The organism is Microbacterium sp. 18062, assembly GCF_902706225.1.
Taxonomy (GTDB): Bacteria; Actinomycetota; Actinomycetes; order Actinomycetales; family Microbacteriaceae; genus Microbacterium.
Window position 1 is genome coordinate 48,685 of record NZ_CACSKB010000020.1, and the last position, 21,071, is coordinate 69,755.

Genomic DNA, 21,071 nt, shown 5'->3' on the forward strand with positions numbered 1-21,071 from the left:
CAGCGGCCCCGGGTCGCCGACCCGCCCCCGAGCCTGGAGGAGGACCTCATGACCATCCGCACCTGGAGCGACCCGGTCACACCCGCCGAGATCACCGAGATCGCCGCGCTCGTGCGCTCCGACGAGCGCATCGGCGAGCGTCCGCGGTTCTGGGGGATCGCCGTCGAGGAGAGCCTCGCGCGTGCGCTGAGCCCCGGGCAGGGGCGGCCGGTGCGCCTGGTCGTCATGAACCCCGACGCGCACGCCGCGTGGGAGGTCACCGGGTGGACCTCGGGCAGCGACCGCGAGGCGAGCCTCTCGGGGTGGAGCCCTGTCGACGCAAAGCGCCCCGGCGTCTCGTCCGACGAGGCACGGATGGTGGCGGTCGCGGCGCGCAACAGCCCGATCCTCAAGGAGGCGCTTGCGCGGCGCGGCATCCACGACTCGTCGCTCGTGTGGGTCGACCCCGAGTCGATCACGGGGTTCGAGCCGGAGGACCTCGCCGACCGCCGCCTCTCGTGGGGCACGGTGTGGCATCGCGAGTCCGAGGACGACAACGGGTACGCGCGCCCCGTCGCCGGCCTCGTGCCGATCATCGATCTCGAGACGCTCGAGATCGTGCGCCTCGAGGACCACGGCGTCATCCCGATGGCGAGCGAGACGGGCAACTACCGCTCCGGAACCTGGGGCCCCGACCGCGAGGTCGCGCCCCTGGAGATCATCCAGCCCGAAGGGCCGGGCTTCCACGTCGACGGCCACTCGGTCACCTGGCAGAACTGGTCGTTCCGCATCGGGTTCACCCACCGCGAAGGGCTGGTGCTGCACGACGTCGGCTACCAGGACGGCGAGACGCTCCGCCCGGTCCTGCGCCGGGCCGCGATCAACGAGATGTACGTGCCGTACCTCGACGCGGACCCCACCGCGTACCGCAAGAACTTCTTCGACTGGGGCGAGTACGGCGCGGGGCCGCTGACCGCCTCCCTCGAGCTCGGCTGCGACTGCCTCGGCGAGATCCGGTACTTCGACGCGCACTACATCGACGGCTACGGCGACGCGAAGACGATCGTCAACGGCATCTGCATGCACGAGGAGGACGACTCGATCCTCTGGAAGCACGTGAACACGCGCACCGGCGAGGCAGACGTCCGTCGCCAGCGCCGCCTCGTGATCTCCTTCTTCGCGACGGTCGCCAACTACGACTACGGGTTCTACTGGTCGCTCTACCAGGACGGTGCGATCGAGCTCGAGGTGAAGCTCACCGGCATCCTCTCGGTGTCGGGCATCGAGGACGGCGCCGAGCCCGCCTACGGGCGGATGGTGGCCCCCCACGTGCAGGCGCCGACCCACCAGCACTACTTCGCCATCCGGATGGACACCGCGATCGACGGCCCGAGGAACCGGCTCGTCGAGGTGCACGCCGAGGTCGAGGAGGACGAGACGCTCAACCCCTTCGGCAACGCCGTGCGCATGGTCTCGACGACGATCGGCTCCGAGAGCGAGGCGGCGCGCTCGAACGACGCCTCCCGTGCGGTGCACTGGCGGATCGAGAGCACGGAGCGCACCAACCGCTACGGCGACCCGACCTCGTTCCGGCTGGTGCTGCCGAACACGACGCGTCTGTTCGCCAAGCCGGGCAGTGTCGTGGAGCGCAAGGCGCCGTTCATCGCGAAGCATCTGTGGGCGACGGCGTACGACCCTTCGGAGCGGTTCATCGCCGGCGAGTACCCGAACCAGGCGCCGCTCGGCGAGGAGGGCATCACGGCCTGGCAGCAGGCCGACCGGCCGCTCGACGGGGCGGAGCTCGTGGTGTGGCCGATCGTGGGCGTGCACCACTACGTGCGGCCCGAGGACTGGCCCATCATGCCGCTGCAGCGCATCGGCTTCCGCATGGAGCCGGACGGCTTCTTCGACCGCAACCCGGCGCTCGACGTGCCGCCGTCGGTGTCGAAGGCGCATTGCCACGCACCGACCGCGGACGCCCGGGCCGCGCGGACGGAGCTGCCGATGGCGGGCGGCGGGCACGCCTGCGCCTGCCACTGATCCGTGGGCGAGGTGCTGCACCTGGGCGCGCTCGGGGCCGCGGGCCTCGGGGCGTGCTGCGTCGCGCTCGACGGGCCGCGCCCCCGGGTGCGTGAGCTGCTGCTCTCGCTCGTGATGCTGGCGGCCATGCTCGACATCGTGACCGGAGCCTCGGTGCTGCCGGTCGTGGGGTGGAGCGCGCTCGTCACGGTGCTCGCGATGGCGCTGGGGGCACGCCGGCGCCGGACTCCGGAGCCGGCCGCGCTGACGCGGATGCGGGTGTCCTCCGCGATCGGTGCGGTGCTGATGGCGGCGCTCATGCTCGTGATGCCGGGCGGGCACGGCGGCGGCGCTGCCGCATCCCATCACGGCTCCTCGGCCACGCTCGTGATCGGCGCTCTCGTGGCGGCGAGCGGGGTCTTCGCCGTCTCGTCGCTGCTCGCCGCGCGCCGGGCGCATCGTCTCGACCGGGTGCAGCACCTCGCGATGTCCGCGTCGCTCCTGGCGCTCGCCGCCGCCGCCCTCGTCCAGCCGCACTGATCCGAAAGTCTCCCCGGAGTGGGGAGATTTCGCTTCCTTCGTTGGTCGTCAGCGACCCCGGCTGCTGATCCGGGAGAAGCCGCTGCCTCATCGGCCGTTCACAACTCATGACATTCGGGCCGGAGACGGCGGCGGCGCCCGGAAACGCGGGCGGCGCGCAGCAACCGTCATGAGCTGTGAACAGAACGGGCGGGTGAGGCACCTCGGCTCAGCCGGGCTCAGTCCGCTCGGCCGGGATCGGCCGGGCCTCGCCGGCTCAACCGCCCGGGTCAGCCGGTGAACACCGTGCTGCTGCGACGCTCGTACCACCGGGCGAGCTGCTCGCCCGCGCCGAGCACATGCGCGCGCATCTGGGCGCTCGCGGCCTCGGCGTCGCCGCGCTCGATCGCCTCGAGGATGCGGAGGTGCTCCTGGTAGTTCTCCTCGCGGTGACGGTCGTCGTTCACCAGCAGCTGCGCCGAGACGTTGCGGGGGAAGGTCTCGTTGATCTCCTCGATCGAGCGCGCGAGCCGGGCGTTGGCCGACACGGTCGCGATCGTGTTGTGGAAGATGTCGTTCTCCTGGCGGCTCTCGAGCGCACGCTCGGTGCCGGAGCGGCCGGCGACGGCCGAGCGCTCGTACATGTCCTGGTTGGCGGTGCGGAGCCGCTCGAGATCGGCGCTCGAGATGCGACTCACCGCGCGGGCCGCGGCGAGGGCCTCGAGCTCGGCGCGCACCTCGTACGCCTCGCGCACCTCCCAGGGGGCGGGGACGCGGACGACGGCGCCCCGGTTGGGCACCACGTCGATGAGGCCGCCGGTCTGCAGCTGACGCAGCGCCTCGCGCACCGGGGTACGGCTCACGCCGAAGTCGGTCGCGAGCTCCGCCTGACGCAGCTGGGACCCGATCGGGATGTCGCCGTTCATGATTCGCGCGCGGATCTTCGCGGCGATCTCGTCGACGAGCGCGTGCGCGGACGTTTCGTCAGCACCGGCCATATGCGTTTTCTCCTCCCGCGCACAGACCCCCTGCCGCACGAGGGGAACGGTAGCAGAAGGCGGCGTCGTGGACCCCGATCGCCATCGCGTGGCGTCCCAAGAGGAACATATTGGATCCAGGAAAGCCATGTTAGGATCCATCCATGTCCACTGCCGAGGAGATCGTCGACATCCGCGTCCGGGTGCGTGGGCTCGTCCGCGAGGCCGAGGGCGTGCTCTCGGTGGATCTCGAGCCGCTCTCGGGCGCCCTGCCGGCGTGGGAGCCGGGCGCGCACGTGGATCTGGTCGTGGCGGGCGCGCCGGTGCGCCAGTACTCCCTGTGCGGCGACCCCGCGGCATCCCGCTACCGCATCGCCGTCCTCCGCGAGCCCGACAGCCGCGGCGGCTCGCGCGCCGTGCACGAACGGCTCCGCCCCGGCGACGAGCTCGTGCTGCGAGAGCCGCGCAACCACTTCTCGCTCGAGCCCTCGCCCGAGTACCTCTTCATCGCCGGCGGTATCGGGATCACGCCGATCCTGCCGATGGCGCGCGCTGCCGCGCGGTCGGGAGCGGCATTCCGGCTGCTCTACCTCGGCGCCTCGCGCACCCGCATGCCGTTCCTCGACGAGCTCGCGCCGCTCGGCGACGCCGTGACGGTCATCGCCCGTGACGAGGGCACGAGGGCCGATCTCGTCGCCGAGGTCGCCGCGTCGCCCGGCGCACTCGTCTACGCGTGCGGACCCGAGCGGATGCTGACCGCCCTGGCCGAGGCCGTGCCCGACGCCGAGACGCGTCTTCGCGTCGAGTACTTCTCGGCGCCGGAGATCGAGTACGAGCCCGGCGGGCCCTTCCGCATCCGCCTCGATCGCAGCGGACTCGAGCTCGAGGTGCAGCCCGAGGAGTCGATCCTGGAGGTCATGCGCGGGGCGGGGGTCGACGTGCTCTCCGACTGCGAGTCGGGCATCTGCGGCAGCTGCGAGACGCGCATCGTCGACGGCGAGGCGGAGCACCGCGACTTCGTCCTGACCGCCCAGGAGAAGGCGCACGGCGACTGCATGATGGTCTGCGTCTCGCGCGCCGCCTGTCCGCTCCTCGTCCTCGACGCCTGAGAACGCCACCGAATCCCGACCCCCGAACCGCACTGAAGGAGCGCATCGCATGCTCAAGCAGGAAGATAACGAGAAGATCACCCGGTCGGGTCCGGGGACGCCGCTGGGGAATCTGTTGCGGTCGTATTGGCAGCCGGCGGGGTTGGTGTCGGAGATGCCGGGGGAGCGGCCGGTGAAGCAGGTGCGGATCATGAGCGAGGATCTGGTGCTGTTCAAGAAGCGTGAGGGGTGGGGTCTGATCAGCCGGTATTGCGCGCATCGTGGCGTCGATCTCTCGTACGGGCGGTTGGAGGAGGACGGCATCCGCTGCCTGTATCACGGGTGGCTCTATGACGGTGAGGGGCGGTGTGTGGAGCAGCCGGCGGAGCCGGATCACAGCCAGTTCCTGGGGAAGGTGCGGATCGCGAACTATCCGTGTGTCGAGCGCAACGGGATCATCTTCGCGTATATGGGGGCGGGGGAGGCGCCGCCGTTCCCGGACTACGACTGCTTCGTGGCGCCGGAGGAGTACACGTTCGCGTTCAAGGGCCTGTGGGAGTGCAACTGGCTGCAGGGGCTGGAGGGCGGCATCGACCCGAGCCACGTCTCGTTCCTGCACCGGTTCATCCAGGAGGACCCTCGCGAGATGTACGGGCAGCAGTTCGCCGAGGAGGTCGAGGGGACGGGCAAGAAGCTCTCGATGCTCGTCGGTGAGAGCTATCGCCCCGATATCGAGGTGGAGAGCGCCGAGCACGGCCTGCGGGTGTATGCGCTGCGTCAGCTCACTGAGGACATCAAGCATGTGCGGGTGACGAACCTGATGTTCCCGAACGCGTTCGTGGTGCCGTTCGGGAACACGAAGGTGTTCACGCAGTGGCATGTGCCGATCGATGACGAGAACCACTACTGGTACATGATCTGGTACGACTTCGCGGAGACGACGGACAAGGACACCCTGCTGCAGCAGCGCCTGGACGGGGTGAGCCTTCCGGACTACCGGCCGTTGCGCAACCGGAGCAACAACTGGGGCTTCGATCCGCGGGAGCAGAAGGAGCTCACCTACACCGGGATGGGCCTGGACATCAATGTGCACGACCAGTGGGCGGTGGAGAGCATGGGGGCGATCCAGGACCGCACGGTGGAACGCCTCGGTGTCTCTGACCGCGCGGTGAGCGCGAACCGCCGACTGCTGCTGCGGGCGATGGAGGCGTTCGCGGCGGGCGGGCAGACGCCGTCGCATCCGGTGAGCGGGGCGGAGGCGGCGAAGCTGACCGGTCCGGTCGCGATGGACACGATCGCGGCGAACGACGCGTGGCAGGAGCGGTGGGTGGAGCGGGAACGGGAGCGCCGGGAGGCGTCGCCGTGGGCGGGTCCGCTGATGAGCGCGGAGGTTCCCGTCGATGCGTGAGCGCAACGTCGACGAGCGTCCGGTGTCGGAGAACGGCGGCGGGGTCTCGGCGCGGCCGATGCTCGCCGCCGAGCGCACCGGGTTCGTCGCCCGGCACGACCTATGGAGCGAGGCGCAGTACGCGGCGGCGGGGCAGATGCGCCGGGTGATGGACGAGATCGGCGTCGAGATGGTGCGGTTCTCGTTCGTCGACCAGCACGGCATCCTCCGCGGCAAGACGATCACCCGCGCGGGCGTTCCCGCGGTGCTGCGGTCGGGGCTGACGGTGCCGAGCTCGCTGCTGCTGAAGGACACCTCGGGCCAGTCGGTGTTCTCGGTGTTCAGCGCCGAGACCGGTGTCGGCATCGACGGGTTCAGCGGGGCGGGCGACATCGTGCTGGTGCCCGATCCCGAGACGTTCCGGGTGCTGCCGTGGACCGACCGCACCGCGTGGATCCTGTGCGACCTGCGGTTCCCCGACGGTTCCCCGGTGGCGTTGTGCACCCGGTCGATCCTGCGCACGGAGCTGGCGACCCTCGCCTCCCGCGGCTACGGGATGACGGTCGGGGCGGAGCTGGAGTTCCACGTGTACCGGATGACCGGCGAGGAGCTCACCGCGGCGCACGTCGCCTCTCCGGGTCGTCCCGGCGACGCGGTGACCGCCGCGCCCACGACCCGGGGCGCGCAGCTGCTGCACGAGGAGTCCCTCGATGCGATGCAGCCCCTCGTCGACGCGCTCTACCAGGGCCTGACCCTCCTGGACCTGCCGCTGCGGTCGATCGAGCTCGAGTTCGGGCCCAGCCAGTTCGAGATCACGATGGACGCGGGAGACGCGGCCCGGATCGCGGACGCGATCGTGCTGTGCCGGATGGCGGTGCGCCGCATCGCGCGGGGCCTGGGCTACCACGCGACCTTCATGTCGCGCCCGCAGGGCGCGGAGGGCGCGTCGACCGGATGGCACCTGCACCAGTCGCTGTACGACCTGACCACGGGCGCGGCGGCGTTCGTGCCGGACGCTCCGGGCACGACCCTCAGCCTCACCGGCTCCGCGTACCTCGCGGGCCTGCTCGCGCACGCCCCGGCCGCGGCGGCGTTCACCACCCCGACCGTCAACGGGTACAAGCGGTACCAGCCGTTCTCCCTCGCCCCCGACCGCATCGCGTGGGGCATCGACAACAAGGGCGCCATGATCCGTGCCGTCGGCGGCGCAGGCGACCCCGCCACCCGACTCGAGAACCGTTCCGGGGAACCCGCCGCGAACCCCTACCTGTACATCGCGTCCCAGCTGATCAGCGGCATGGACGGCATGGAACGAGGCCTCGTGCCCCCCGCACCCACCACCGACCCCTACCGCGCCGACGCGCCGCCCCTTCCCGCATCCCTCGGCGACGCCATCGACGCGCTCGTCGCCGACGACGCCTTCCGCACCGCGCTCGGAACCACCGTCGTCGACTGGTACGCGACCATCAAACGCGCCGAGTACGGCCGCTACCTCCGCCACGTCTCAGACTGGGAACAACGCGAATACTTCGACATCTTCTGATGCGACCCCGGAGAGGGATCTCCGCATCATCCTGGAACGCCGGTGTCCCCGGCGCACCGAGCCCCGCCGCAGAGAGAGCCAACGAATGAGCATCAGATCGACCGTCGCCGCGCTGCCGGCCTACGAGCCCTTCTTCCTTGCCGGGGAGTGGGTCGCCGCGGGCGGGCGGGCCCTCCGCCCGGTCGTCGACCCCGCCACGCAGGAGGCGATCACGACGGTCGCCGACGCGACCGCGGCCGATGTGGATGCGGCGGTGTCCGCGGCCGTCGACGCCCACCGGGACCGCCGCTGGCGGGGGATGGCGCCGCTCGACCGCGCGCGCATCCTGAACCGCGTCGCCGACCTGATCGAGGCCGACCTCGAGGAGCTCGCGATCCTGGAGACGCGCGACAACGGCAAGCCGATCGAGCGCTCCCGGGCCGACACTCTGAGCGCCGCGCGCACCTTCCGGCACTTCGCGGGGGCGCCCTCGCGTCTGGGCGGCACGGTCGTCCCCATCGACGGCGGCGCCCACCACGTCTACACCGTGATGGAGCCGGTGGGACCTTCGGCACTCATCCTTCCGTGGAACTTCCCGATCATCACGGCGGCCTTCAAACTCGCCCCCGCTCTCGCCGCGGGCTGCCCGGTCGTCGCCAAGCCCGCCGAGGACACCCCGCTCACCCTGCTGCGGCTCGCGCGCATCCTGCAGGAGGCGGGGGTCCCCGACGGCGTCGTCAGCGTGCTCACCGGCGACGGCGAGGTCGGCGCGGCGCTGACCTCGCACCCCGGCATCGCGAAGATCAGCTTCACCGGATCGACCGAGGTCGGGCGGGCCGTCGCACACGCGGCCGCCGACGACTTCACCCGGGTGACCCTGGAGCTCGGCGGAAAGAGCCCGAACATCGTCTTCGAGGACGCCGACCTCGACGCCGCCGTGCTCACCGCGATGCGTGCCTCCTTCGGACATTCCGGGCAGATGTGCACGGCCGGCAGCCGCCTTCTCGTGCAGCGCTCGGTCCTGCCGGAGATGACCGAGCGGCTCGCCGCGGCCGTGCGGAAGGTGCCGGTCGGCGACGGCCTGGACGGGGGCATCACGGTGGGCCCGCTCGTGTCCGAGGAGCAGCGCCGGCGCGTGCTCGGCTACATCCGTCGCGGCGTCGAGGAGGGCGCCACCCTCGTCGCGGGCGGCGGCGTCCGGGAGCCGGGCTTCTACGTCGAGCCGACGCTGTTCGCCGACGTCACGAACGACATGACGATCGCGCGGGAGGAGATCTTCGGACCTGTGGTCGGGATCATCCCGTTCGACGACGAGGCGGATGCGGTGCGCATCGCCAACGACACGTCCTACGGCCTCGCCGCCGGCGTCTGGACGCGAGATCTCTCGCGGGCGCATCGCATGGCCGCCGCGATCACGGCGGGAACCGTCTGGATCAACACCTACAACGTCTTCGACCCCGCGCTGTCGTTCGGCGGCGTGGGAGAGTCCGGGCTCGGCCGCGATCTCGGCGACGAGGGCCTGCGCGGCTTCTGCGAGGCCAAGAGCGTCGTCATCGCGATCTGATCGCCGCACATCACCCGATCCCCCCTTCACGAGGAGCCCACGTGGTCACCACGGTCAACACGGTCACCGGGCCCATCGGGCCCGCACAGCTCGGCGTCACCCTGCCGCACGAGCACGTCTACATCAACATGACGCGCACGACGCCGCAGGACGGGTACCTGAACGTCGCGGAGGAGATGGCCGCCGAGCTGGCGCTGTTCACGGCGGCCGGTGGCTCGACCCTCATCGACATGACGAACGGCGAGCTCAGCGACTACGCGGCGCCGGTGGGATGGAGCTCCGACCTGCGCGTCATGCAGCAGAACCCCGACACGGGATCGCGCTCGGCCGCGAACGTGCTCGCGACGAAGGAGATGGCCGAGCGCACCGGTGTGCAGGTCGTCCTCGGCACCGGCCACTACTACGAGACCTACCTGAACAAGCTCTGGTTCGACCGCAACTCCACCAACAGGATCGCCGACTTCCTGATTGCCGACCTGCTCGACGAGATCCCCGGCACCGGGGTGCGCGCGGGCATCATCGGCGAGATCGCCTCCGATCTGTCCCACATCACGGCGACCGAGGAGCGCTCCTTCCGCGCCGCCGGCCGCGCGAGCCGAGAGACCGGGGTCATGGTCTCCACGCATGCGGCGAGCTTTCCCACGGGGCTGGCGCAGCTCGAGATCCTCCGCGAGGAGGGCGTCGACCCCTCCCGGGTGGTCATCGGCCACGCCGACACCGTGAAGAGCGTCGACTACTCGCTCGAGCTGCTGCGCCGCGGCGCGTTCGTCGAGTTCGACTGCCTCATGACGTGCCGGATCGGCGGGAACCTCATCCGCCACCAGATCGACCGGCGCATCGAGTACCTGCGTCAGCTGATCGACGCGGGCTACGCCGACCGGGTCCTGCTCTCGCAGGACGTCTGCCAGCGCTCGCACCTGCGCGCCCTGGGCGGCCCGGGCTACACGTTCCTGTTCGAGGAGTTCCGTGCCATCGCCGTCGAGTCCGGCATCGATGTCGAGACCCTGGACGCCATCCACCGCGACAACCCGCGTCGCGCGATCTTCGGGGAGTGACCCGTGCCCATCCACACCGTCCTGGGGCCCATCGAGGCCGCCGACCTCGGGCCGACCTCCATCCACGAGCATGTGCTCAGCGACCTGAGCCTGTGGGCGAAGACCCCCACCGAGCCCGTTCCGGAGGGCGTGCCGATCGGCCCCGAGCTGACCGGATACCTGCGCTGGAACGCACTGTCGGTGCCCGAGAACCTCATCCTCGACGACCCCGAGGCGGCCGGCGCGGAGCTCGCGCACGTGGCCGCCGCCGGCGGATCGGCCGTGGTCGAGCTCACCCTGGAGGGCATGGGGCGCCGGCTCGACCTGCTGCCCGAGGTCTCCCGCGCGGCGGGCGTGCACATCATCGTCGGCGGCGGCTTCTACGTCGAGGAGACCATGCCCGAGCACGTGCGGGCCGCCGACGTCGACGCGCTCACCGAGATCCTGCTCGGGCAGCTGCGCACCGGCATCGGCGACACCGGCATCCTGCCGGCGCTGCTGGGCGAGATCGGCACGAGCTGGCCCATCACCGACGCGGAGTGGCGCTCGGCGCGGGCGGCCGCCCGGGCGGGCGCCGAGACCGGTGCCGCCGTCTACACGCACCAGTCGTTCCGGGGAAAGGGCGGCGTCGACGTGCTCGAGACGCTGCTGGCCGAGGGCATGCCCGTCGACCGGGTCGTCATCGGACACCTCGACGAGCTGTGGGACCCCGGCTACCACCGCGAGATCGCGCAGGCCGGCGCGATGCTCGCCTACGACACGTTCGGCACCGACGCGTTCTACGGGAGCGCCGCCCTGCGCAGCCCCTCGGACGCCGAGCGACTCGCGATGGTCGAGTGGCTGCTGTCGGAGGGTCACGGCGACCAGCTCGTGATCGGCGCCGACATCTGGATGCAGTCGCACCTGCACCGCAACGGCGGTCACGGCTACGACCAGCTCTTCCGCCGGATCGGCCCCGCCATCGCCGCGCTCGGCGGTCAGGACCTGGCCGACCGCATCCTCATCCACAACCCGCGCCGACTCCTGGAGCGCCCATGACCGACTCGACTCCTCCCGCTCCCGCTCCCGCCCTCGACGTCGTCGGCAACGCCGTTCTGGTGGTCGTCGACATCCAGGGCGGCGCCGGCACCGTCGTCCTCGGCGACGGCGGGATCCCGCACATGGGCGGCGCCGCCGAGCGCCGGCCGCGCGTACGGCGCACCGTCGATCTCGCACGGGCCGCCGGCATCCCGGTCGTGTGGATCCAGGAGGTGCACAAACGGTCGCTGATCGACATCGGCCGCGAGCTCGACGGCGCCGAGGGCCCCCACTGCATCGAGGGCGACGACGGCACCGAGATCGCGGCGTGGCTCGACCCGCGGCCGGAGGAGTTCGTGATCCGCAAGCGGCGCTACTCGGCGTTCTTCGGCACCGAGCTGGAGATCGTGCTGAAGGCCTACAAGGCGGAGACACTGCTGCTGGTCGGCGGGCTCACCGACGTCTGCATCCATTACACCGCCGTCGACGCGCATCAGCACGACTACCGCGTGCGCGTGCTCACCGACTGCGTGGGCGGATCGAGCCTGCGCGCCCACGACGCCGCGCTCGAGGCCATCCGCTACCTGCAGCGCGACGCCCTCGTCACCTCCGGGCAGGTGGCCGACTGGCTCGAGCAGACCGCCCGCGAGAAGGAGGACTCATGAGCGCCATGCTGCCCGAGGCGGCCGAGTACATCGTCGTGGGCGGCGGCACCGCCGGCAACGTCGTGGCAGCCCGCCTCGCCGAGGCGGGCAAGGACGTTCTCGTGCTCGAGGCGGGTCCGGACTTCGGTGCGCAGGGCTCGCCCGCCTGGCCCGCCGACATCCTCGACGCCACCCGGCTCGGCCGCTCGCACGACTGGGGCTACGACTCCGGCGACACCTACCCGTGGACCGTCGGCTTCGAGCGCGCCCGCGCGATCGGCGGGTCGAGCGACTTCAACGGCTGCACGCAGACCTGGGGCCACCGGCGCGACTACGACGCCTGGTCCGAGTCCGGGCTCACCGGCTGGGCCGCCGACGACCTGCTCCCGCTGTTCGAGGAGGGCACGCGCCGAATGCGGGTGCGCCGCTACGTCGCGGACGAGCTCACCCCCTGGCAGCACGCCTGGTACGACGCCGCCCCCGCGGTCGGCATGCCGCGGGTCGCGACGCTCAACGACCTCGACGAGGCGGCCGGCTTCGCCCCGGAGGACGTCAACATCCAGGACGGCGTGCGCGTCAACTCCGCCTTCGCCTACCTGGACCCCGTCCGGGAGCTGCCGAACCTCGCGATCGTCGGCGAGGCGCTGGTCGATCGGGTGATCGTGGCGGACGGGCGGGCGACCGGCGTGGTCGTGCAGCACCGTGGCGAGAGCGTCACGGTCCACGCCGGCACGGTCGTGCTCGCCGGCGGCGCCTACAACTCCCCGACGGTGCTGCTGCGCTCGGGCGTCGGCCCCTATGCGCAGCTGGCGCCGCTCGGCATCCCGCTCGTGCAGCACCTGCCGGGTGTGGGGGAGAACCTGCACGATCAGCCGTTCCTGCTCATGAGCTTCGAGGGCTCCGACGCCATGAGCGCGCGGATGGATGCCGCACGCTCGGCGGGATGGGCGCCCGACGAGCAGGCGATGGGCAAGGCGGCGTCCAGCGTCGAGACCGAGGCGTTCGACCTGCACTTCCTGCCGTACAGCCCCACCCACCGCGGTGACCTCACACGGTGGAGCATCGGCACGTCGGCCCTGCTGCCGCGCTCGCGCGGACACGTGCGGCTGCGCAGCGCCGACCCCGAGGCGAAGCCCGTGATCGACCACCGCTTCCTCACCGACCCCGAGGGGATCGATGTGCGGATGCTGATGGACGGGGCCGAGATCCTCCGCGAGCTCGCCGCATCGCCCGCGCTGGCGCCCCTGGTCGGCACGGAGCTGCACCCGGGCCCGGATACCTTCGGCCGAGAGGAGCTGGCGGCGCACCTGTACGCCAACCCCGACAACTACTGGCACCCGGTGGGCACCTGCCGGATGGGCGTCGCCGCCGACCCGCTCGCCGTCGTCGACGCGCGGGCCCAGGTGCTCGGCGTGGAGGGCCTGCGCGTCGCGGACTGCTCGATCATGCCCACCATCCCGCGGGCGACCACCGCGATGCCGGCGATCGTGATGGGGGAGAAGGTCGCCGCCATGCTGCTGGAGGAGGCGTCGGCATGACCGCGCTGACCGGGCTGACCACCCGTGCGCTGGCCGACGGCATCCGCACGGGCCGGTTCAGCTCCGAGGAGGTCGTCGCGGCGCACCTGGCGCGCATCGACGAGATCGACCCCGCCGTGAACGCGATCGTGTCCTACCGCCCGGACGACGCGCTCGCCCAGGCGCGGGTGCGCGATCGGGAGCTCGCCGCCGGCGTCATCCGCGGACCCCTTCACGGCGTCCCCACCGCCGTGAAGGACCTCATGGATGTCGCGGGGCTCCCCACCACCCACGGCTCGCGCATCTACGCGGAGAACGTCGCCACCGCCGACAGCGTCATCGTCGGCCGCATCCGCGACGCCGGCGCCGTGTTCGTCGGCAAGACCAACACCCCCGAGTTCGGGGCCGGATCCCACACCTTCAACGAGGTGTTCGGCGCCACCCGCAACCCCTACGACCTCTCCCGCTCCGCCGGCGGCTCGAGCGGGGGCGCGGCGGCCGCGGTCACCTCGGGCATGCTGCCGTTCGCGGATGCCTCGGACCTCGGCGGCAGCATCCGCAACCCCGCCTCGTTCGGCAATCTGGTGGGCCTGCGTCCCACGGCGGGCCGGGTCGCGTCCGCCCGGCCGGGCAACGCCTGGGACCCGGGATCCGTGCTCGGAGTCCTCACGCGCGACGTGCTCGACACCGCGCTGCTGCTCTCGGTCATCGCGGGCCCGGAGCGGCGTGCGCCGATGTCGATCGACGAGGATCCCTCGCTGTTCCGCTCGCTCTCGCCGCGATCGTTCCGCGGGGCGAGGGTCGCGTACTCGCCCGACCTCGGCGGTCTGCCCCTCGATCCCGAGGTGCGCGCGGCGACGGAGGCCGCGGCGCAGCTCGCGGCGGGGCTGGGAGCCGACGTGGTCGAGGTCGACATCGACCTCGGCGAGGCCGACCTCGTGTTCGAGACGTTCCGCTCGCTCGAGTTCTTCGACGGACACGGCGAGGACGCCCGCCTGCACCCCGAGCTGGTCAAGCAGACCGTGCGCGACGACGTGGCGTGGGCGACGGAGTTCGACGCGGAGCGGATCGTGCGCGCTGCCGCTGCCCGCACCCGCATGTTCCGGCGGTTCCAGGCGCTGTTCGACGACTACGACCTGCTGCTGGCGCCGTGCGTGCAGGTGCTGCCGTTCCCGGTCGAGTGGGAGTACCCGATCGAGGTCGATGGCGTGGCGATGGAGCGGTACTACACGTGGCAGCGCTCGTGCAGCCGGATCACCGCGACCGCCATGCCCGCGCTGTCGATGCCGATGTCGTTCTCGGGCGGCGGCCTGCCGATCGGTGTGCAGTTCGTGGGTCCCTACCGCGGCGACCGGCTGCTGCTGGAGTTCGCCCTCACCTGGGAGAGCGCCGTGGCCGACGTGATGGCCCGTCGCCCCGTGCTCGCTGCCGAGGCGTGATGGGTGCGCCGCGCCCCTTCGTCTCGAAGCTTCCCGCCTCGCCCAGGGGCCGAGGCGGGATGGTTCCGGGGCCGGCTTCTGTGCGCTCCTGCGGGACGGACGAGTCCGGTCAGTCCTCGAACAGCGCGAAGATGCGGATCTCCACGCTCTCGCGCGGCGGCACGTCGGGCGGCGCCGTGGGGTTCACGAACGCGCTGTGCGGCACCGGCTCGTCGTAGGCGGTGTCGAAGGTGCGGAAGAGAAGCGCGTCGTCACGGGTCATGTCCCACGCGGAGAGCCATCTGTGCGCGGGGTTGTGCACGTAGGCCTGGGTCTCCCACTGCCGATCGCCGGTCCGCGTGGTGAGCACGATGTCGCACAGCTGCGTGTCGCCCGGGTCGACCGACTGCGTGTCGCACACTGCCAGCGGCCAGTCCTGCGGCGGCGCCGAGAACGGGCGCCAGACGTTGAAGATGGCCCATCGGCGCTCGCGCCAGTGCTCCGCCTCCTCGGGCAGATACCAGTCGAGATAGGTCTGCGCGCCCTTCGGGCTCACGTCCGCGTGCACGAAGGAGCCGGTCATCATCGACGCCGCGCCGCGCCGGTCGACGGGTGCGCTCGAGCGGAGCCCGGGCTTGCCCGAGAGCCTGGTCGTCGTCGCCCCCGTCGTCTCGCGGACCAGCTCCTTCATCTCCTCGACGTACACGGCGTCGACCTCGTCGAGGTCGTGGAAGTCCCGGACGGCGGAGCGGCTCTCCACGAGCTGGAAGCCCTCGCGATCGAGGGAGGTGCTCCCCCGACGCAGGTCCTCGATCCGGACCGGCCAGCTCTGGAGCGGCAAAGCGTTGAAATCCGGGCGCACATCGGGTTCGACGCGTCGGTCGGGGGTGTAGTACGTGATCTCCGTCTCGATGGCACTCATGCTCTCCTCGTTCCTGTTCGACGCCGCGAGCGCCGCCGGGGGCGTCACACGCCCACCTTCTGCGTGGCGGCGGAGTGCTGCTTGATGACCGGCAGCACCTTCTCCGAGAACAGTCGGACGCTCTCGTGCGCGAGGTCGTACGGCATGCCGCCGAAGGCGGGTGCGAGGACGATGCTGATCCTGCCGACCTGCTCCTGCATCCAGACGATCTTGTCGACGACCTCCTGCGGCGTGCCGGAGAGGGCGCTGTCGGCATACTCCTGCGCAGCCTTCTCGATCCCCAGCGAGTTGATCCGCTCCGACATCTTCGCGTAGTTCTCGTAGCCCTTCGTGGCCGCGAGCTGCGTGCCGGCGAAGTCGTAGTGCTCGACGTTCTTCACGAAGAAGGTGTCGACGTAGGTCTGGAACCGCTCGTGCGCGAGCGTGCCGTCCTCGTGCGTGTAGAGGTTGAGGTTGATGGAGATGGGCGGCGCCTCCTCGCCCCATCTCGCCTCGTACTGGGCCCGGTAGTCCGCCCACTGGTCCACGTACAGGTCGACCGGGCGCGTGACGAAGGACATCAGGCCCGCGCCGTTCGCGATGCCGACCGCAGCCGACTCCGCCGTTCCGGCGCCCGTGTAGAGACGGCCGTTCCAGCTGGCGTAGGGACCCGGTCGCAACTCGGTGCGCACCTGCGGATAGTACGGGCCGTCGCCCTCGATGACCCCCGTGCGGATCGCGTCCACGACGAGCTTCGACGCCTCGTCGAAGCGACCGCGCGAGGTCCCGGGATCGATGCCGAACGGTTCGTACTCCTTGCGGGAGACCCCACGACCCATGCCGAAGATCACGCGGCCCCGGGAGAGGTGGTCGAGCATGAGGAGCTTCTCGGCCACCCGGATCGGCTGGGCGTTCCACGGCAGGATCACCGCTCCGGTGCCCAGCTGGATCCTCGAGGTCCGTGCGGCGATGTGCGCGAGCCAGAGAAGATTGTCCGGGCAGAACGAGTAGTCGGTGAAATGGTGCTCGACCGCCCATACGCTGTCGAAGCCGAGCGACTCCGCCTCAAACGCGAGTGCCGTCTCGCCCGCGTAGACGTCGTGGTCGCTCAACGCGGGATTGCCTTTGCCGAATCCGAGTCCCAGTCCGATGTGCATGAAAAGCTCCTTTGCCCTGATACCGCCGATACCGGTGTCTGCGGCCCAGGCTATGAGCGGACCTCGTGGACCGATCGTGTCAATCCGGCACCATCCCGCAGGATCGGCGCCACGCGGAGCGTCTCGGTCAGGTGCGGCTGCTCGGCACCTGGAACGGGAACCGGCGGAGCTTGCGGTACATCGTGGAGCGTGAGATGCCGAGCGCGTCCGCTGCCGCGTCGCGGCGCCAGCCCGCGTTCTTGAGCGCCTCGAAGATGAGCTCGCGCTCCATCCTGTCGATCGCGTTGCCGGAGGTCCTCGGGCGGTCCGAGACGATCTCGTTGGGCAGATGCTCGAGCGTGATCCGTCCGCCGCTCTGTGCGACCAGCGCGTGGAGCACGACTCGGCGCAGCTCGCTCACGTTGCCGGGCCAGTCGCGTGTCGTGAGGACGCTCAGCGCCTCCGCACTGCAGCGCACGTCGGCGTTCCCGGAATCGGACAGCACCGCCGACACGATCGAAGGGATGTCGGCGCGGCGCTGACGCAGGGGCGCGCACGTCACCACCACGGGGAAGGCCTCCGCCCAGGTCCCCGCGGCCGTGCCCGCCGTCGCGACGCACCACGACGCCGACTCGTCCACGATCGTCAGCGCCGCCCGCAGGATGTCGGCGGGCAGCTCGTCGATGTCCCGGATGAGCACGCTCCGGCGCGTCAGCAGGCCGCGCAGCCGGTCGAGCCATCGCCGTGGGTCGTGGCCGGCATCCGCCGCATCGACCTCCGCGAGCGATCCCGAGCGGTGCGCGAGATGTCCTCGACCGCTGCCGCGCTCGCCCTGGACCAGCGCGCGGACGCCATGCGCCCGCGCGCGTTCGAGGATGCGCGCGGGCTGAGCATCCGTGCGCGTGCCCGGCGGCGCACCGGCCGAGGTCGAGGAGTCCGTGACGCGGTGCAGGGTGGCGACCACGCCGTATGGTCCCGATCCGCTCTCCAGCGCGCGGCAACGGACCTGATACGTGTCGCCGCCCAGAGAGAGGGAGAACGAGGCCGACCGCCCTCCTGCGACGGCGTCCCGCGCCTCGTTCCGGACGAGCTCGAACTCGTGCGGCGCGGAGAGCAGCTGTTGCGCGGCGGTGTTCATGCCGCAGAACCGCTCGCTCATGACCACCACCGGCGTCGACGGAGTCGCCGAACGGCGCAGGAACTCGCCGAACAACGCCCTGTCGCCGTGATCGGTCGTCGCGACCAGACGCTCGTTCATCGCGTCGGCGAGGTCGGCCACGTACGGGATCAGCAGAGGCGTCGCCGACTCGACGCGGCTGCACACCACGAGCAGCCCCTGCATCCGGCCCAACGCATCGCGCAACGGCATCCCGATCGTGACCGACGGCGTGGCGTTGGTCGGGAAATGCTCGTTGCCGACCACGACGGACGGCTCCATCCGCACGAGCGAGAGGGTGGCGCCGCTCGTGCCGGAGACGGACTCCTGGAACACCGCGCCCGGGACGGCGCCCATCCGGTCCAGGGAGGTGAAATGGGCGGGGTCTCCGGCCGCGGGAAGCACCTGAACGCCGGCCCGGTCCAAGACGAGTGCCCAGATCCCGGCGCCTTCCCACTGGTGGTTCAGCCGGGCCATGATCGGTCCCATAGCCTCCTCCAGACGCCCGGCGGGACGGAACTCGCCGTCGAACCGGGGGATCAGGGGATCGTCCGGGATCACCCCGCTGTCCTTCGAGCGCTTCCACGACTGGACGAGATCCCGTCGCACGACGTGGGTGGCGTCGTTCCCCGTCCAGGACGCGTCGAGGAAGGCCTCGCGAGCCCGGGCGGTGCGTCTCTGGTAGTCGGCGTCCAGTCGGGCCACGACGTCCGAACCGCGCACGGTGACGGTCATCTCCGATCCTCCAACCCTTGACCACGATGTCGAGTGGACGCCCGACCGCGATATCGAGCGCTGACGTGGGAGTGTAACGGACCTCCCCGCAAGCCGGCCGCACGTCGCGACGGGGCGTCGAAGCGCTGCCGCGACCGGGCCGTCGCATGGTCCCGGATTGACATGTTCGAGGAGCGGGGGCGTCGTCTAGCGTGAATGCCGTACGGCGCCCGATCCCGCGGGATGCGGCGGGCGACGTGCACGCACGAGGCCGCAATGACACGGTGCCCGCAGAGCCGCGGGTTCCGGTGCGGGTGACGCCGGGACGCTGCCGTCCCGGCCGCCGCACATCGGGACATCCATGAGAGGCGATCTGATGACCAGGATTCTGACCCGAGCGGGCGCTGCGGGGGCCGCCGCAGCAATGGGGCTGATGCTCTTCGGCTGCACGACCACCGCATCGGACGCGGATGCGGGAAACACCTCCGAGCCCGGGGCGCTGACGCCGCTCAAGGTGCTCGTCGCCCCGATCAACAACGAGCCGGTCTACTACGCGATCGACAACGGCATCTTCGAGGAGCACGGTCTGGAGGTCGAGGCCATCCCCGGCGGCGCGCTCCCCGCGCAGGTGGTGCCCCAGATCATCTCCGGCGAGGTCGACATCTCCATGATCGGCGGCGCGACTCTCGTCGCCGCCGTGGCCGAGGGACTCCCGGTCAGAGGAGTCTTCCCGAACAGCGGCGCATTCCCGCAGGCCGAGCCGTCCAACGGCTTCTTCGTGGCGGCCGACAGCCCCTATGAGGGCTACGGCGACCTCGATGGCACCACGCTCGCGATGCCGGGACTGAACGAGGTGCCGCACCTGGCGACGATGCTGGCGATCCAGGCGAACGGCGGCGACCCGTCCACGGTGAACTTCCTGGAGATGCCGTTGCCGAACATCAACGAAGCGGTCGGCAACGGACAGATCGACGGCGCGGTCAACGTCGGGAGCTTCTACTCGGCCGCCCTCGACGCGGGGTTCCGCAGCTTCGGCAGCCCGTCGAACGACTACCTGGACGGCACGCCGACGACGCAGTTCTTCACGACGACAGACTGGATCGCCGAGAACGAGGACACGCTCGAGCGCTTCACGGCGGCGCTGACCGAGACGAACGAGTACCTCAACACGGACTCCGAGGCGATCAGGGACATCCAGCGCCAGTACACGGAGCTGCCGGAGGAGGTCATCGCCACGGCTCTGCTGCAGACCTATTGGACGTCCTACAGCGCGGAGGGCCTCCAGCGACTGATCGACGCGATGGCCGAGTTCGACTTCATCTCCACGGTTCCGACCCTGGACGAGCTGCTCTGGAGCGGAGCGCCCATCGAGTGAGCGGCACACAGCTCGCCCACCGGCCGGAGAGGCCGGGGAAGACACCGAGAACACCGTCAATCAAGTGATACATGTGGAAGGGCGCAGAACGATGAGCACGAGCACGTTGCCGCAGGTCCAGACCGTCGTCGGGGAGTTGAACTACCTCGACCCCTATTCCAAGAACAGCGGGCTCTTCGTCGCGCCGGGCGATCACGTCGATGCGGGCGTCTACCGTGGCTACGAGGTCACGATCCGCAACGGCAGGCCGGTGCAGGACCGGTTCACCCTGGAGCGTCACGGGTTCACGCTCCTGAACAGTCCCAGCCCGCTCACGGACTTCACCGACAAGCAGCAGATCGACGAGGTCTACCTGCCGTCGGCGCTCGAGACCGTGCGCGAGGCGCTCGGCGCCGACCTCATCATCCCCGGCAACGTGACGATGCGGATGGGCGAGGCCCCCGGCGACAGCAGCGCTCAGCCGGCTGCGGCGCAGGTGCACTGCGACGTCTCCGCGCCGAGCGGCGTCAGCCGTTTCGCGGAAGCCTACGAGAAGAGCTTCCCGGGCGGCAGGCCGTTCAAACGCGCGATCATGACGAGCTTCTGGCGGGTGATCAACGAGCCGCCGCAGGACTGGCCGCTAACCCTCTGCAACTACGAGTCGGTGGAGCAGCGCGAAGGCGTGCTGAACCCGCTCGTGTGGGTGGACAAGCTCCCGTCGGACCCGCAGAAGGCGATCGAGGAGCTCGACAGGTCCACAGTGCAGAGCGGGTCGGTCTTCTACTACAACCCGGACCACGAGTGGTGGTACTTCCCGGAGATGACCCGCGACGAGGCGTTGCTGTTCACGCTGAACGACAGCGATCAGAGCCACGCCTGGCGCGCTCTCCATTCCGCGTTCCGCGACCCGACGGTCACGGCGGACCACACCCGGCACAGCATCGAGTTCCGCACCATCGGGTTCTTCCTGTGAGCCCGGTCGCGATGCACGTGAGGTGACCGTGATGTCAGCGACGATGCGGCAACGCCGCCGCCTCACGCCGCCCGACACCGGCTTCCGAGACGGGAGGGTCGTGCGATGAGCCGAGTGCTGGCTCAGGGGCGGGCGCAGGCGGCGCCCCGCCC

The 21,071-nt window shown here is 70.7% G+C and carries 17 protein-coding genes; 13 read left to right on the top strand and 4 right to left on the bottom strand.

From position 1 onward, the window contains the following. The first annotated feature begins 48 nt into the window (after positions 1-48). Both GVL03_RS09425 and GVL03_RS09430 read left to right on the top strand, forming a co-directional pair. Positions 49-2,019: a primary-amine oxidase gene (locus GVL03_RS09425; RefSeq protein ID WP_159500737.1), complete on the top strand. Its 1,971-nt coding sequence runs from the start codon at positions 49-51 to the stop codon at positions 2,017-2,019. A 3-nt stretch (positions 2,020-2,022) separates the two neighbouring features. Beyond that, complete coding sequence (locus GVL03_RS09430) at positions 2,023-2,538, top strand: hypothetical protein (protein WP_159500738.1); 516 nt, start codon at positions 2,023-2,025, stop codon at positions 2,536-2,538. Between the two features lie 269 nt (positions 2,539-2,807). Here GVL03_RS09430 and GVL03_RS09435 read toward each other — a convergent pair whose 3' ends face one another. Beyond that, positions 2,808-3,515: a GntR family transcriptional regulator gene (locus GVL03_RS09435; RefSeq protein ID WP_159500739.1), complete on the bottom strand. Its 708-nt coding sequence runs from the start codon at positions 3,513-3,515 to the stop codon at positions 2,808-2,810. A gap of 143 nt (positions 3,516-3,658) precedes the next feature. Between GVL03_RS09435 and GVL03_RS09440 the strand changes: the two genes are divergently transcribed. From GVL03_RS09440 to GVL03_RS09480, 9 genes are all read left to right on the top strand, one after another. Beyond that, entirely contained in the window at positions 3,659-4,603 is a 945-nt protein-coding gene (locus GVL03_RS09440) for a PDR/VanB family oxidoreductase (RefSeq protein ID WP_159500740.1), read from the top strand. A gap of 49 nt (positions 4,604-4,652) precedes the next feature. Then, a complete protein-coding gene (locus GVL03_RS09445) occupies positions 4,653-5,990 on the top strand; it encodes a Rieske 2Fe-2S domain-containing protein (protein ID WP_159500741.1) in 1,338 nt (445 codons plus the stop codon). Next, positions 5,983-7,512 carry a glutamine synthetase family protein gene (locus tag GVL03_RS09450; protein ID WP_159500742.1) on the top strand — a complete coding sequence of 510 codons (1,530 nt, stop codon included), beginning with the start codon at positions 5,983-5,985 and terminating at the stop codon, positions 7,510-7,512. The genes GVL03_RS09445 and GVL03_RS09450 overlap by 8 nt, the downstream gene beginning before the upstream one ends. 85 nt (positions 7,513-7,597) lie before the next feature. Further along, the gene (locus GVL03_RS09455; protein ID WP_159500743.1) at positions 7,598-9,055 is read left to right on the top strand and encodes an aldehyde dehydrogenase; all 1,458 of its coding nucleotides are present in this window, start codon (positions 7,598-7,600) and stop codon (positions 9,053-9,055) included. 41 nt (positions 9,056-9,096) lie between these two features. Further along, entirely contained in the window at positions 9,097-10,110 is a 1,014-nt protein-coding gene (locus tag GVL03_RS09460) for a phosphotriesterase (RefSeq protein ID WP_159500744.1), read from the top strand. A gap of 3 nt (positions 10,111-10,113) precedes the next feature. Then, positions 10,114-11,127 (top strand): phosphotriesterase, encoded by a 1,014-nt coding sequence (locus GVL03_RS09465; RefSeq protein WP_159500745.1) that lies wholly within the window; start codon positions 10,114-10,116, stop codon positions 11,125-11,127. After that, positions 11,124-11,771 carry a cysteine hydrolase family protein gene (locus GVL03_RS09470; RefSeq protein WP_159500746.1) on the top strand — a complete coding sequence of 216 codons (648 nt, stop codon included), beginning with the start codon at positions 11,124-11,126 and terminating at the stop codon, positions 11,769-11,771. The genes GVL03_RS09465 and GVL03_RS09470 overlap by 4 nt, the downstream gene beginning before the upstream one ends. Beyond that, positions 11,768-13,288 carry a GMC family oxidoreductase gene (locus GVL03_RS09475; RefSeq protein WP_159500747.1) on the top strand — a complete coding sequence of 507 codons (1,521 nt, stop codon included), beginning with the start codon at positions 11,768-11,770 and terminating at the stop codon, positions 13,286-13,288. Before GVL03_RS09470 ends, GVL03_RS09475 begins: the two co-directional genes overlap by 4 nt. Next, on the top strand, positions 13,285-14,706 hold the full coding sequence (locus GVL03_RS09480; RefSeq protein ID WP_159500748.1) for an amidase: 1,422 nt from the start codon (positions 13,285-13,287) through the stop codon (positions 14,704-14,706). Before GVL03_RS09475 ends, GVL03_RS09480 begins: the two co-directional genes overlap by 4 nt. Positions 14,707-14,815: 109 nt before the next feature. Here the strand turns inward: GVL03_RS09480 and GVL03_RS09485 are convergent, their stop codons facing one another. From GVL03_RS09485 to GVL03_RS09495, 3 genes are all read right to left on the bottom strand, one after another. Further along, complete coding sequence (locus GVL03_RS09485) at positions 14,816-15,607, bottom strand: CmcJ/NvfI family oxidoreductase (RefSeq protein ID WP_159500749.1); 792 nt, start codon at positions 15,605-15,607, stop codon at positions 14,816-14,818. Positions 15,608-15,651: 44 nt separating this feature from the next. After that, the gene (locus GVL03_RS09490; protein WP_159500750.1) at positions 15,652-16,743 is read right to left on the bottom strand and encodes an LLM class flavin-dependent oxidoreductase; all 1,092 of its coding nucleotides are present in this window, start codon (positions 16,741-16,743) and stop codon (positions 15,652-15,654) included. Positions 16,744-16,870: 127 nt separating this feature from the next. Further along, entirely contained in the window at positions 16,871-18,613 is a 1,743-nt protein-coding gene (locus GVL03_RS09495) for a helix-turn-helix domain-containing protein (protein WP_159500751.1), read from the bottom strand. Between the two features lie 355 nt (positions 18,614-18,968). Here GVL03_RS09495 and GVL03_RS09500 point away from each other — a divergent pair, with 355 nt between their 5' ends. Both GVL03_RS09500 and GVL03_RS09505 read left to right on the top strand, forming a co-directional pair. Continuing rightward, positions 18,969-19,967: an ABC transporter substrate-binding protein gene (locus tag GVL03_RS09500; protein ID WP_159500752.1), complete on the top strand. Its 999-nt coding sequence runs from the start codon at positions 18,969-18,971 to the stop codon at positions 19,965-19,967. A 91-nt stretch (positions 19,968-20,058) separates the two neighbouring features. Further along, positions 20,059-20,919 carry a CmcJ/NvfI family oxidoreductase gene (locus GVL03_RS09505; RefSeq protein WP_159500753.1) on the top strand — a complete coding sequence of 287 codons (861 nt, stop codon included), beginning with the start codon at positions 20,059-20,061 and terminating at the stop codon, positions 20,917-20,919. Positions 20,920-21,071: the final 152 nt, after the last annotated feature.

Bases quoted from the DNA above. Each gene is read 5' to 3' on its own strand.
- GVL03_RS09425 (WP_159500737.1), top strand. From the start codon at position 49: ATGACCATCCGCACCTGGAGCGACCCGGTCACACCCGCCGAGATCACC.
- GVL03_RS09435 (WP_159500739.1), bottom strand. From the start codon at position 3,515: ATGGCCGGTGCTGACGAAACGTCCGCGCACGCGCTCGTCGACGAGATC.
- GVL03_RS09440 (WP_159500740.1), top strand. From the start codon at position 3,659: ATGTCCACTGCCGAGGAGATCGTCGACATCCGCGTCCGGGTGCGTGGG.
- GVL03_RS09445 (WP_159500741.1), top strand. From the start codon at position 4,653: ATGCTCAAGCAGGAAGATAACGAGAAGATCACCCGGTCGGGTCCGGGG.
- GVL03_RS09450 (WP_159500742.1), top strand. From the start codon at position 5,983: ATGCGTGAGCGCAACGTCGACGAGCGTCCGGTGTCGGAGAACGGCGGC.
- GVL03_RS09455 (WP_159500743.1), top strand. From the start codon at position 7,598: ATGAGCATCAGATCGACCGTCGCCGCGCTGCCGGCCTACGAGCCCTTC.
- GVL03_RS09470 (WP_159500746.1), top strand. From the start codon at position 11,124: ATGACCGACTCGACTCCTCCCGCTCCCGCTCCCGCCCTCGACGTCGTC.
- GVL03_RS09475 (WP_159500747.1), top strand. From the start codon at position 11,768: ATGAGCGCCATGCTGCCCGAGGCGGCCGAGTACATCGTCGTGGGCGGC.
- GVL03_RS09480 (WP_159500748.1), top strand. From the start codon at position 13,285: ATGACCGCGCTGACCGGGCTGACCACCCGTGCGCTGGCCGACGGCATC.
- GVL03_RS09485 (WP_159500749.1), bottom strand. From the start codon at position 15,607: ATGAGTGCCATCGAGACGGAGATCACGTACTACACCCCCGACCGACGC.
- GVL03_RS09490 (WP_159500750.1), bottom strand. From the start codon at position 16,743: ATGCACATCGGACTGGGACTCGGATTCGGCAAAGGCAATCCCGCGTTG.
- GVL03_RS09495 (WP_159500751.1), bottom strand. From the start codon at position 18,613: ATGACCGTCACCGTGCGCGGTTCGGACGTCGTGGCCCGACTGGACGCC.
- GVL03_RS09500 (WP_159500752.1), top strand. From the start codon at position 18,969: ATGACCAGGATTCTGACCCGAGCGGGCGCTGCGGGGGCCGCCGCAGCA.
- GVL03_RS09505 (WP_159500753.1), top strand. From the start codon at position 20,059: ATGAGCACGAGCACGTTGCCGCAGGTCCAGACCGTCGTCGGGGAGTTG.